Source organism: Microbacterium sp. zg-Y1090 (assembly GCF_030246945.1).
Classification (GTDB): Bacteria; Actinomycetota; Actinomycetes; order Actinomycetales; family Microbacteriaceae; genus Microbacterium; species Microbacterium wangruii.
Genome location: NZ_CP126742.1, coordinates 921,844 through 934,280 on the forward strand (window position 1 = coordinate 921,844; position 12,437 = coordinate 934,280).

At 70.6% G+C, this 12,437-nt stretch carries 12 protein-coding genes; 5 read left to right on the forward strand and 7 right to left on the reverse strand.

All coding sequences use genetic code 11. The features are described 5' to 3' along the window. The first annotated feature begins 38 nt into the window (after positions 1–38). On the forward strand, positions 39–680 hold the full coding sequence (locus QNO26_RS04290) for a DNA-directed RNA polymerase subunit beta (RefSeq protein ID WP_257525821.1): 642 nt from the start codon (positions 39–41) through the stop codon (positions 678–680). 318 nt (positions 681–998) lie between these two features. Further along, entirely contained in the window at positions 999–1,883 is an 885-nt protein-coding gene (locus QNO26_RS04295) for an aminodeoxychorismate lyase (RefSeq protein ID WP_257525820.1), read from the forward strand. 197 nt (positions 1,884–2,080) lie between these two features. Here the strand turns inward: QNO26_RS04295 and pstB are convergent, their stop codons facing one another. The 7 genes from pstB to QNO26_RS04330 all read right to left on the reverse strand — a co-directional run bounded on the left by pstB (position 2,081) and on the right by QNO26_RS04330 (position 10,142). Further along, the gene (gene pstB, locus QNO26_RS04300; RefSeq protein ID WP_257525819.1) at positions 2,081–2,860 is read right to left on the reverse strand and encodes a phosphate ABC transporter ATP-binding protein PstB; all 780 of its coding nucleotides are present in this window, start codon (positions 2,858–2,860) and stop codon (positions 2,081–2,083) included. Positions 2,861–2,898: 38 nt separating this feature from the next. Further along, positions 2,899–4,008, reverse strand: coding sequence for a phosphate ABC transporter permease PstA (gene pstA, locus QNO26_RS04305; protein WP_257525817.1), 1,110 nt, complete (start codon positions 4,006–4,008; stop codon positions 2,899–2,901). After that, on the reverse strand, positions 4,008–4,964 hold the full coding sequence (pstC, locus tag QNO26_RS04310) for a phosphate ABC transporter permease subunit PstC (protein WP_257525816.1): 957 nt from the start codon (positions 4,962–4,964) through the stop codon (positions 4,008–4,010). The genes pstA and pstC overlap by 1 nt, the downstream gene beginning before the upstream one ends. A gap of 71 nt (positions 4,965–5,035) precedes the next feature. Further along, entirely contained in the window at positions 5,036–6,142 is a 1,107-nt protein-coding gene (pstS, locus tag QNO26_RS04315) for a phosphate ABC transporter substrate-binding protein PstS (protein ID WP_285181741.1), read from the reverse strand. A 138-nt stretch (positions 6,143–6,280) separates the two neighbouring features. Beyond that, a complete protein-coding gene (locus tag QNO26_RS04320; protein WP_257525813.1) occupies positions 6,281–7,225 on the reverse strand; it encodes an NUDIX hydrolase in 945 nt (314 codons plus the stop codon). After that, positions 7,222–9,390, reverse strand: a complete 2,169-nt coding sequence (locus QNO26_RS04325; RefSeq protein ID WP_257525812.1) for an RNA degradosome polyphosphate kinase — start codon at positions 9,388–9,390, stop codon at positions 7,222–7,224. Before QNO26_RS04325 ends, QNO26_RS04320 begins: the two co-directional genes overlap by 4 nt. A gap of 53 nt (positions 9,391–9,443) precedes the next feature. Continuing rightward, positions 9,444–10,142, reverse strand: coding sequence for a response regulator transcription factor (locus tag QNO26_RS04330; RefSeq protein ID WP_257525811.1), 699 nt, complete (start codon positions 10,140–10,142; stop codon positions 9,444–9,446). A gap of 115 nt (positions 10,143–10,257) precedes the next feature. On the opposite strand from QNO26_RS04330, the gene QNO26_RS04335 reads away from it, so the two are divergent. The 3 genes from QNO26_RS04335 to ygfZ all read left to right on the forward strand — a co-directional run bounded on the left by QNO26_RS04335 (position 10,258) and on the right by ygfZ (position 12,427). After that, on the forward strand, positions 10,258–10,548 hold the full coding sequence (locus QNO26_RS04335; RefSeq protein WP_257525810.1) for a hypothetical protein: 291 nt from the start codon (positions 10,258–10,260) through the stop codon (positions 10,546–10,548). A gap of 134 nt (positions 10,549–10,682) precedes the next feature. Continuing rightward, positions 10,683–11,282, forward strand: a complete 600-nt coding sequence (locus tag QNO26_RS04340; protein WP_257525808.1) for a nitrobindin family protein — start codon at positions 10,683–10,685, stop codon at positions 11,280–11,282. Positions 11,283–11,389: 107 nt separating this feature from the next. After that, a complete protein-coding gene (gene ygfZ / locus QNO26_RS04345; RefSeq protein ID WP_257525841.1) occupies positions 11,390–12,427 on the forward strand; it encodes a CAF17-like 4Fe-4S cluster assembly/insertion protein YgfZ in 1,038 nt (345 codons plus the stop codon). Positions 12,428–12,437 lie beyond the last annotated feature (10 nt).

Here is a 12,437-nt window from a genome sequence, read left to right on the forward strand (position 1 = left end):
GCGGCGCCCTCACGGGGAGCCGCGGGTAGCCTGGATTGATGACCGACGACGCCGGCAACCCGTTCCACAAGCCCGTCCGGCGGCCCTCCGACACGTTCGACCGGTTCTTCGCCGCCCAGGATCCGGCCGAGGTGTCGCGCGTCGCGCACGCCACCGCACAGGCGCTGCTCACCCGCGTGCGCGCGGAGCAGGACGACGAGGTGGTGGAGCGCCTGGTGGGGTTCACCGATCGTCACGGCATCCACGACATCGCCGAGCTGTGGTCGCAGGCTCCCGCCCGGTCGCTGCCGGGCGCGCTGTGGCGGCTGTACCTGCTGCAGCTGATGATCCACGACGACCCTCAGACCGCGGCGCTGCTGTACGACCGGGGGCGGGTCGCCACCGCCACCGTCGACCCCGTGGTGGCCGGGGCGCCCACGCCCGCCGGGCCGGAGGAGCTCGTGACCCTGGTCGACACCATCATGCGCGGGCTCTTCACCGGCGACTTCGCGGTGGCGCTGGAGCGCGCGGCGGCATTCTGCCGTGTGGAGGCGACGGGCGCCACGCACCTCGCCGACGACTACGAGACGACCGAGTCCGACCGGGCGAGCGCGCTGACCACCCGCGCCCTGCGGCTGTCGACCTATGCCGGCGACCTGGCGTCGTGCGCCGCGCTCTGGCGCCGCGACACCCTGACGTAGGCCGCGGGGCGGCTCCCCCGTCGCTGAGACGAATTCTGGCGGACGAGACCGTGGGTAATGCCCGTCGTCTCGTCCGCCAGAATTCGTCTCACGGAGTCTCGCGGATCGGACGCCGCCGCCGGGGCATGAAAGTGCCGGGCCGCAGAACGCCTCTCGGCGCGAGGCCGCTCGCAGCGGCAGAAGATGGAGCCCGGGGTTACTGCGGCCCGGCTGCTCCAGTGTAACGGAGGCCCGCCGCCGGGCATTCCCGAATCGGGCGGATTGCACCGGATGCCAGGTCTGCGTACCCTGGCGCCCCGCGCGGCCTAGGCTCGCGTCATGGCCTGGATCTTCGCCCTCACGATCGACCCCGTCGCTGCGGATTCCGCCGACGCCGACTTCGCCGACACGTTCGCCGTCATCGATCCCGCAGCGCCCGCACTGAGTGTCGGCGAGCTGAGCACGCAGCGCGGCGACGGCATCTTCGAATCGATCGGCGTCGTCGACGGACATGCCCAGGAGGTCACCGCGCACCTCGAGCGGCTCGCCCACTCCGCACGCATCTGCGACCTCCCCGCGCCGCACCTGGGCCAATGGCGCCAGGCCGTCGAGATGGCCGCCGCCGCCAGCGGGCCGGGGGAGTCGGTCATCAAGCTCATCCTCAGCCGCGGCGTCGAGCACGGCCCCGCCCCGACGGCGTGGGTCACGGTGGCCACGGCGTCCGATTTCACCGCGGTACGGCGCGACGGCATCCGCGTGGTCACCCTCGACCGCGGCTACGCCCTCGACGTGCCGGCCCGCGCGCCCTGGCTGCTGCTGGGCGCGAAGACGCTGTCGTACGCGGTGAACATGGCCGCCATCCGCGAGGCCAAGCGTCGCGGCGCCGACGACGCGATCTTCACCACGTCCGACGGGTTCGTGCTCGAAGCCCCCACGGCGTCGCTGATCCTGCGCCGCGGCGACACGTTCGTCACGCCCGCGCCGAACGGCGGCATCCTGCACGGCACCACGCAGCTGAGCCTGTTCGCCCACCTCGAGCAGCAGGGATTCGCCACCGCCTACGAGACGGTGCCGGTGGCCGACCTGTCGACGGCGGATGCCGCCTGGCTCGTCTCGAGCGTGCGGCTCGCCGCGCCGATCACCGCGGTCGACGGGGCGGCGCTGCCGACGGATGCCGAGTTCACGGCATCCGTCAACGAGTACCTGCTGAGCCCTCGGGACTGAGCGCCGCTCCGCCCCGCGCCGCGCGCCGGCCCGCCGAGCGGGCGCTGAGACCTCATCTGACGGATGAGACGTCGGTAATCACCCGCTGTCTCGGCCCTCAGATGAGGTCTCACGGCGGCGGCGGGAGCTCACGGCGGCGGCGGAGGCCACGGCAGCGGAGGTCACGGAGACGACAGCCACGCCGCCTCCGGCCGCGCTCACCCGAAGCGGCCGGAGACGTAGTCCTCGGTGGCCTTGACGGCGGGCGTCGTGAAGATGGTGTTCGTGTCGTCGTACTCGATGAGCTTGCCCGGCTTGCCGGTGCCGGCGATGTTGAAGAACGCGGTCTTGTCCGACACGCGCGATGCCTGCTGCATGTTGTGCGTGACGATGACCACCGTGTAGTCGTTCTTCAGCTCGGCGATGAGCTCCTCGATCGCGTAGGTCGAGATCGGGTCCAGGGCCGAGCAGGGCTCGTCCATGAGGATCACCTGCGGCGACACGGCGATCGCGCGCGCGATGCACAGACGCTGCTGCTGGCCGCCGGACAGACCCGAACCGGGCTTGTCGAGGCGGTCCTTGACCTCGTTCCACAGGTTCGCGCCGCGCAGCGACCGCTCGACGAGGTCGTCGGCGTCGGACTTGGAGATGCGCTTGTTGTTGAGCTTGACCCCCGCCAGCACGTTCTCCTTGATCGACATCGTGGGGAACGGGTTGGGCCGCTGGAACACCATGCCCACCTGGCGGCGCACCAGCACCGGGTCGACGCTCGGCCCGTAGAGGTCGTCGCCGTCCAGCAGCACCTTGCCCTCGACGCGCGCGCCCGGGATGACCTCGTGCATGCGGTTGAGCGTGCGCAGGAACGTGGACTTGCCGCAGCCCGACGGGCCGATGAAGGCCGTCACGCTGCGCGGTTCGATCTCGAGGGAGACGCCCTCGACGGCGAGGAAGTCGCCGTAGTAGACGTTCAGATCGCTGACTTCGATGCTCTTGGACAACTGGTTTCCTTCGGGTGGGAGCGTTCGGGGATGCCGCGTCAGCGGCCCATCTTGGGGGCGAAGATCCGCGCGATGAGGCGCGCGAAGAGGTTCAGCGCCATGACGATGACGATGAGCACCAGCGCACCCGCCCAGGCGCGGTCGACATATGCCCAGCCGGGGATGCCCTGGTTCATGTACTGGGTGTAGACGAAGACCGGCAGCGACGCCATGCGGCCGTCGAAGAGGTTGTAGTTCATCGACGTCGCCATGCCGGCGGTGATCAGCAGCGGAGCCGTCTCGCCGATGACGCGCGAGATCGACAGCATGATGCCGGTGGTGATGCCCGCCAGCGACGTCGGCAGCACGACCTTGACGATCGTGAGCCACTTCGGCACGCCCAGGGCGTACGACGCCTCGCGCAGCTCGTTCGGCACGAGTCGCAGCATCTCCTCGGTGGAGCGCACGACCACGGGGATCATCAGCACCGACAGTGCGACGGCGCCCATGATGCCCATGCGGATGCCGGGACCGAAGAACAGCGCGAACAGCGCGAAGGCGAACAGGCCCGCGACGATCGAGGGGATGCCGGTCATGACGTCGACGAGGAACGTGATGCCGCGGGCGAGGCGCCGCCCGGCGCCGTACTCGATGAGGTAGATCGCGGTGAACAGGCCGATCGGGATCGAGATGACCGCAGCGGCCAGCGTGATCTGCAGCGTGCCCATGATGGCGTGCAGGGCGCCGCCGCCTTCGCCGACGACGTTGCGCATCGAGTGGGTGAAGAACTCCGCCGACAGACCCGCGATGCCGTTGGTGATGACCGTGATGGCCACCGAGATCAGCGGCACCATGGCGATGAGGAACGCGGCGGTCACGACACCGGTGACGAACCGGTCCATGCCCTTGCGGCGGCCCTCGATGAGCGAGGAGATCGTGGTGATGAGCGCCAGGTAGACCAGCGCCGAGACGATGGCCCACCCGGCGACGTTGAATGGGGAGCCGCCGGCGAGGGCGATCACGCCGAACAGCAGCGCCATGAGGGCGGCGGCACCGACCAGGATCGCCCACGGCGCCCAGCGGGGCAGGCGTCCACTGGTCAGGCGCAGCGGGGCGCCGGCCGATACGGGGCGCGCCGACGGGGCGGGGGGAGCGGTGGTCACGGTCATCAGTTCGCTCCCGAGAATTCCTTGCGGCGGCTGACGACCCAGCGCGCCACCGCGTTGACGGCGAACGTGACCACGAACAGGATCAGGCCTGTCGCGATCAGCACGTTGATGTTGGTGCCGTAGGCCTCGGGGAAGGTCAGGGCGATGTTGGCGGGGATCGTGCTCGGGTTGGACGGCGTGAACAGTCGGAGCGTGACGACGCCGGTGGCCGAGAGCACCATGGCGACGGCCATGGTCTCGCCCAGCGCGCGGCCGAGACCCAGCATGGATGCCGAGACGATGCCGGAGCGGCCGAAGGGGAACACCGCCATGCGGATCATCTCCCAGCGGGTGGCGCCGAGGGCGAGCGCGGCCTCTTCGTGCAGACGCGGCGTCTGCAGGAAGATCTCGCGGCAGATCGCCGTGATGATCGGGACGACCATGACCGCCAGCACGATCGCCGCCGTGAAGATGGTGCGGCCCGTCTGCGAGACGGGGCCGGCGAAGAGCGGGAACCACCCCGCGTTGACCACCAGCCAGCTGTAGACCGGCTGCACGGCGGGGGCGAGGACGAGGATGCCCCACAGGCCGAAGACCACCGACGGCACCGCCGCGAGCAGGTCGACCACGTAGCCGAGCGCCTGCGACAGCCGGCGAGGGGCGTAGTGCGAGATGAACAGCGCCACCGACACCGACAGCGGAACGGCCATCAGCAGCGCCAGGAACGAGGCCCACACGGTGCCGAACGCGAGCGGCCAGACGTAGTCCCAGAAGTCGGACTTCAGCAGCGACGCGGTCTCGCTCGTCGCCGTCAGACCGGGGAGGGACTGGACGATGAGGAAGATCGCGACCGCGGCGAGGGTCGCGAGGATCATTGTTCCGGCGAACAGCGCGGTTCCCGAGAACCAGCGATCGCCCACGCGCTGCGGGGGACGGCCGGTGCGGGTCTTCGCGACCGCGGCGGGGGTGGTGGTCATGGGTTCCTGTTCTCGGGTATGGGGAACGCGGTGCTGCCCGGCCCGACCGGAGTCGGGCCGGGCAGCCGGTGTCACTCGGTGACGATCAGGTCGATCGCGGCGTTGACCTTCTCGCGCAGCGAGTCGGAGATGGGGGCGTTGCCGGCGGCGGCGGCCGCGGCATCCTGGCCCTCGGGGCTCGCGACGTACTCGAGGTAGCCCTTGACGACCGGGGCGAGGGCGGGGTCGACGTAGTCCTGGCAGGCGATCATGTAGCTGATCAGCACGATCGGGTAGACGCCGGCGGCGTCGGTGGTGCGGTCCAGTGCGATGGCGAGGTCGCCGTCGGCGCGGCCCTCCTCGAACGGCGACGCGTCGACGACGGCCGCCGCGGCCTCGGGGGAGTACTCCACGAACTCGTCGCCCACCTTGATGGCGACCGTCGACAGCCCCTCCTCGGCGGCCCGGGAGGCGTCGGCGTAGCCGATGGTGCCGTTGCCGCCGGAGATGGCCGACACGACACCGGAGGTGCCCTGGGCGGCCTCGTTGGTGCCGGGGGTCGACGGCCACACGCCGTCGGGCTCCCACGTCCACGTGTCGGGGGCGGCCTGGAAGAGGTAGTCGGTGAAGTTCTCGGTGGTGCCGGAGTCATCGGCGCGGTGCACGACCGTCACCTGCAGGTCGGGGAGCGTGACGCCGGGGTTCAGGGCGGCGATCGCCGGGTCGTTCCAGTTCTCGATCGCGCCGGAGAACAGGCCGGCGAGCGTGGCGGCATCCAGGTTGAGCGTGTCGACGCCCTCGAGGTTGAAGATGACCGCGATGGGGGAGATGTAGGTGGGCAGTTCGATGATGCCGCTGCCGTCGACGCAGCCGTCGAAGGAGCCGGTGAGCTCGTCGGTCTTGAAGGGGCGGTCCGAGCCGGCGAAGGCGACGGCGCCGGCCTGGAACGACTCGCGGCCCGCGCCGGAGCCCGAGGCGTCGTAGGTGACCTCGACGTCGGGGTTGGCGGTCTGGAAGCCGGCGGTCCAGGCCTGGACCGCGACCTCCTGCGAGGAGGCGCCGGCGCCGGCGATGGTGCCCGAGAGCGTGGCGTCCTCGCCGCTGGCGGCAGGGGTCTGCTCGTTGACGGCGCAAGCGGTGAGGGTCAGTGCGGCGACGGCGGTGACGGCGCCGAACTGGGCGAAACGGGAGAGCTTCACTGTGTGTCCTTCGGGTTCGGAGTGGGCGCCCGGTGCAGGGCCCGCCCCGACGGTAGAGAGCAACTCTTACGAGAGTGCGCTTCCCGGGTGAACGAAAGGTGAACGGCTCCCGACCGCGAGCGGGTGCCCGCTCCCCACTCAGCGCGGCAGCTTGGGGGAGTGCGTCTCGATCGCCACGATCCCCGACCCCGGATTCGTCGCCGACAGGTGCACGACCGAGAACGCCGCGACCTCCAGGGCCGACGCACTGCCGAGGTACGACCCGCGCATCGTGCCGGTGGCCAGCGCGATCTCGGTGAGGATGTCCGGCAGCACCGGCCCGTGGCTGCACAGCACCGTCGGTTTGCGCGCCCGCACCCGCTCTCCCACCACGGCCCGCGCGTCGGAACGGCCCTCCTCCCAGGCATCCTGGCTGATCAGGGCGGTGCGCTCGATGCGCCGGTCGAGGGCTGCCGCCAGGGGCGTGACCGTCGCGACGCACCGCTCCGCCGGGCTCGTCACGATGCGACGCACTCCGAACGCCGACAGCGGCCCCACCAGCGCCGCCGCCTGCCGCGCGCCCTTGGGCGACAGCGGGCGCTTGGCGTCGGCCTTGTGCCAGTCCTCCCGCGCCACAGCCTTGGCGTGGCGCAGCACGATGAGCGGAAACGTCTCGAGCACGCCGTCGTCGACCAGCCGCGCGAACCCGTCGAGGATCTCGATGTCGACCGGGTAGCTCAGCATCGACCGTGCCTTCTTGACGCTCACCCACTCCAGTGCCGCGATCTCCTTGTTCGGCACGAACTCCGACGCGCGGATCGCCGGCTCGGTCGCCTGCGCCGACCAGTAGTGCACGATCTTCTGCTTCTTGCTGGGCAGCACGTAGCGGGACACGCCCAGCGCGACGCCGAGGGACACCCGGATGCCGGTCTCCTCGTGGATCTCGCGCACCGCCGTCTCGGCAAGCGCCTCGCCGGGATCGACCTTGCCCTTGGGCAGGGTGACGTCGCGGTACCGCGTGCGGTGGATCAGCAGGACGCGCAGCTTGCCGTCGACGACACGCCACACGACACCTCCGGCGGCGTAGACCGCGGTGTCGGTCATCGCACCGCCCGCACGCGCCGGCGGCGCTGCACCAACGCCATCGTCTTGTCCTGCAGGTCGGCCAGCGGCCGCCCCTCGGCATCGAGATGGTGGCGCACCCACTCGCCGTCGGCCCTCAGATGCCACGAACTGGTGCGGTCGCTCATCGCGACGTCGAAGAGCGAGATGAGCTCCTTCGCGTGCGCCGGCTCCGTGACGCGCACGAGCGCCTCGACCCGGCGGTCGAGGTTGCGGTGCATCATGTCGGCGCTGCCGATGTACACCTGCGGCTCGCCGCCGGCTTCGAACGCGAAGATGCGGGAGTGCTCGAGGTAGCGGCCGAGGATGCTGCGCACCGTGATGTTGTCGCTGACCCCGTCGAGCCCGACCTTGAGCGAGCAGATGCCGCGCACCCAGACGTCGACCTTCACCCCCGCCTGGCTGGCGCGGTACAGCGCATCGATGATCTGCTCGTCGACCATCGAGTTGACCTTGATGCGCACCGACGCCGGCTTGCCGTCGAGGGCGTTGCGGCGCTCCGCGTCGATCAGTCGCAGCAGCCCCTTGCGCAGGTGCAGCGGCGCGACCAGCAGCCGCTTGAACTTCTTCTCGATCGCGTAGCCCGACAGCTCGTTGAACAGACGTGTGAGGTCGCGCCCGACCTGCTCGTCGGTGGTGAAGAGCCCGAAATCCTCGTACAGGCGGCTGGTCTTGGGGTTGTAGTTGCCGGTGCCGATGTGGCTGTAGCTGCGCAGCGACCCGTCTTCCTCGCGGATGACGTGCAGCAGCTTGCAGTGGGTCTTGAGCCCCACGAGGCCGTAGACCACGTGCACGCCGGCCTTCTCGAGCTTGCGCGCCCAGACGATGTTGGCGGCCTCGTCGAAACGGGCCTTAACCTCGACCAGCACGAGCACCTGCTTGCCGGCCTCGGCGGCGTCGATGAGCGCCTTCACGATGGGACTGTCCCCCGACGTGCGGTACAGCGTCTGCTTGATCGCGAGGACGTGCGGGTCTTTCGCGGCCTGCTCGAGGAACGCCTGCACGCTCGTGGTGAACGACTCGTACGGATGGTGCACCAGCACGTCGCCCTTGCGGATGGCGGCGAACAGGTCGGCACGGCCGTTCTGCTCGGCCGGCTGGAACGGCAGCGCAGTCACCGGCACGTGCGGCGGGAAGTGCAGGTCGGGCCGGTCGATGCGGGCGAGGTCGAACAATCCGCGCAGATCGAGCGGGCCGGGGAGGCGGTAGACCTCCTGCTGCGTGATGTCGAGCTCGTTGATCAGCAGGTCGAGGGTGAGGTCGTCCATGTCGTCGCCGACCTCGAGTCGGATCGGCGGCCCGAAACGGCGGCGCAGCAGCTCGGCCTCGAGCGCCTGGATGAGGTTCTCCGTCTCGTCCTCTTCGATCACGACGTCTTCGTTGCGGGTGAGGCGGAAGGCGTGGTGGTCGAGGATCTCCATTCCGGGGAAGAGGTCCTTGAGATTGTGCGCGATGAGGTCTTCCAAGGGCAGATAGCGCACGGTGCGCCCGTCGGCGCGCACCTGCACGAACCGCGGCAGCATCGGCGGCACCTTCAGTCGCGCGAACTCCTGGCGCCCGGTGCGGGCGTTGCGGATGCGGATGGCCAGGTTCAGCGACAGCCCCGAGATGTAGGGGAAGGGGTGGGCCGGGTCCACCGCCAGCGGCATGAGAACGGGGAACACCTGTCCCTGGAAATAGTCGTAGAGCTGCGTGCGCTCCCCGTCGCTGAGCTCGTGCCACGACACGATGTCGATGCCGGCGTCGGCGAGGGCGGGGCGCACCAGCGTCGTCCACGCGTCGGCGTGCCGCAGCTGCAGCGCATGGGCCTCGGCGGAGATGTCGGCGAGCACGTCCTGCGGGGCGCGGCCGACGTTGGTCGGCACGGCGAGGCCGGTGATGATGCGGCGTTTGAGGCCGGCGACGCGCACCATGAAGAACTCGTCGAGGTTGCTGGCGAAGATCGCGAGGAAGTTGGCGCGCTCCAGCACGGGCAGCGACGGATCCTCCGCGAGCTCGAGGACCCGCCGGTTGAACGCGAGCCAGCTGATCTCGCGGTCCTGGTAGCGGTTCTCGGGCAGTTGCGCGTCGTGCGTCTCGACGACCTGGTCGAAGTCGTCGTCGTCGGCGTCGCCCAGACCGGTGTCGAGTGCCTCGGTGTGGATCATCTGCCCATCATTGCAGGGCTGACGCAGCAGGGGAGAGCGGATGCCGCGGCGGGTCAGGCCTGCGAGCGCTCGCGCGGTGCGGGCACCTGGTCGTCCTCGTACACGTTGAAGCGGTAGCCCACGTTGCGCACGGTGCCGATGAGCTGCTCGAGGTCGCCGAGCTTGGCGCGCAGGCGTCGCACGTGCACGTCGACCGTGCGCGTGCCGCCGAAGTAGTCGTAGCCCCAGACCTCGCTCAACAGCTGCTCTCGCGTGAACACCCGAGAGGGGTGCGTGGCGAAGAAGTGCAGCAGCTGGAACTCCTTGTAGGTGAGGTCGAGCGGCTTGCCGTGCACCTTCGCCGAATACGACGACTCGTCGATCGTGATGCCGGAGGTCTGGATGCGGGTGGACGTCTGCTCCGCCGACTGGCGGCCGACGGCCAGTCGCACGCGGGCGTCGACCTCGGCGGGGCCCGCGTTGACGAGGATGACGTCGTCGATGCCCCAGTCGGTCGAGACCGCGGTAAGGCCGCCCTCGGTGACGACCAGCACCAGCGGCGCGTCGAGGCCGGTGGTCGTGAGGATCTTGCACAGCGACTTCGCGCCCACCAGGTCGGTGCGCGCATCGATGAAGATCACGTCGGCGCTGGGAGCGTTGACGAGCTGGGCGGGTTCGGCCGGGATCTGTCGCACACGATGGCTCAGCAGTTCGAGCGCGGGCAGTACCGGAACGCCGCCTGGCGCGGAGCTCAGAACGAGAAGCTGGGCCACGTGAGGATCCTCCCCGAGCGCGGCGGGCCGCGTCGTGTCCCCCATCCTAGAGCGCACGCGGAGCGGTCTTGGCACCGCTCCCGCCGTTGTTGCGACAGTGCGTCACAATAGAGACATGACCATTCCCGAGCTCGCACCCCGGCGCACGTTCGGCGGCATCATCGCCGTGTGGGTCGTCGCGGCCCTCGCCGCGGTGGCCATCGGGATCTTCGCCCCGGCGGAGTGGCGGGCACCCTGGGTGACGGTGGCGCTGGGGGGATGCCTCGTCCTCTCGTTCGCCGTGCAGCTGGCATCCGGACGCTCGCAGCGGTTCACCGAGCGCATGGCGGCGAGCATCCTGGGGTCGCTCCTGGTGATGGGTGTCATCGGGTTCGGATTCGGGCTGGCGAGCCTCGTTCCGGCGTAGAGTGAGGGTCATGGATCTTTTCGCCCTCGAGATGTTCTTCATCGGCCTGCTGGGGCTGGCCGGACTCTCCATCGCGTTCATCTCCGCCGTCGTGGTCAAGAACCTCTACCGCGGCCAGCGCTGACGGCACTGACGTGATCGAGCTGCCGACCGATCTGCCCGCCGACCTGGTGCCGCTGTCGTGGCTGCTGGGGGTCTGGGAGGGCACCGGCGTCATCGATTACGAAGACGGCGAGGGGCGCCGCTTCGAGGGTGAGTTCGCGCACCGCGTGAGCTTCAGCCACGACGGGGGCGACTACCTCAACTACACCGGGCACGCGCACATGCTGGCCGATCCGCAGACCCCACTCGTCGCCGAGACCGGATTCTGGCGGCTGGCCCGTGCCGCCACCGATGTCGACGCCGGTCCGGGGCTGCTCCCCGCCGTCGCCGAGCCGGTGAACCGCACCGCCGACGACGTCGAGGCGCTGCGCACCGCCGAGGGCGGCTTCGAGATCGAGGTCGCACTCGTGCACTCCGACGGGGTCAGCGAGATCTACGTGGGTCAGGTGCGGGGGCCGCGCATCGACATCGCGACCGACGCCGTGATGCGCTCCGCATCCGCCAAGCCGTACGCCGCCGCGACCCGCATGTACGGTCTCGTCGACAACCACCTGCTGTGGGCCTGGGACATCGCCGCCCTCGGGGCACCGCTCGCCTCGCACGCGTCGGCGCGACTGGCGCGGGTGCAGTGATGACCGACCGCACCCCGATCGACTCCGGCACGACCGACGCCACGGCGACCACCACGTCCGCCGCCGACCCCTTCGCCGCCGTGCCCGCCGCGGTCGTCGACGACGGGATGCTGCTGCACCTCGGCGCCCCGTCGGCCGAGCAGCGCGCCCTCGCCACCGGCACCGCCGTCGCCCCGCTCGGCGACCGCACCGTGCTCGCCGTCACCGGCGAGGACCGCCTGTCGTGGCTGGACTCGCTGTCGTCGCAGGCGCTGAAGGGCCTGGCCGCCGGCGCGAGCACCGAGCTGCTGATCCTCGACCCTCGGGGGCATGTCGAGCACGCCGCGGCCGTCGTCGATGACGGTGAGACGACGTGGCTGATCGTCGACCGCACCGGAGCGGAGTCGCTGCTGACCTGGCTCACCCGCATGCGCTTCCGCCTGCGGGTCGCGCCGCGCGACGCCTCGGACGAGGTCGCCGTGGTCGGCGGAACCGCCGAGGCCATCGCACGCGAGGTCCCCGAGGCCACCGCGGTGTGGACGGACCCGTGGCCCGCCGTCGCCGTCGGCGGCTGGGGCTACGCCCCCGCCGACCCGCACCCCGGCTTCGACCGCGACTGGAGCGAGGCGATCGTGCCGCGCGCCAGCCTCGACCGGCTCGCCACCGCTGCCCGCGACGGCTCGCTGTCGCTGGCCGGCACGCTCGCCGCCGATGCGCTGCGCATCGCCGCCTGGCGCCCGCGCGCCTCCGCCGAGGGCGGGGAGCGCACCCTGCCGCACGAGGCCGACTGGCTGCGCACGGCGGTGCACCTCGACAAGGGCTGCTACCGCGGTCAGGAGACCGTCGCCAAGGTGCACAACCTCGGCCACCCGCCGCGACGCCTCGTGGCGCTGCAGCTCGACGGCAGCGACGCGCTGCTGCCGTCGCCGGGTGCGGTCGTACGCCGCGACGGCGACGCGGTCGGCGAAGTGACCTCGGTCGCGCGCCACTTCGAGGAGGGGCCCATCGCCTTGGCGTTCCTCAAGCGGTCGGTTCCGCTCGACGCCGCCCTCACCGTCGACACCGATGAGGGGGCGGTCGCCGCCGCGCAGGAGACGATCGTGCCGCCGGATGCCGGAGCCACCGCCGCCATCCCGCGTCTGCCGCGCCTGTCGCGTCGGCGCTGAGGGAGCCGAG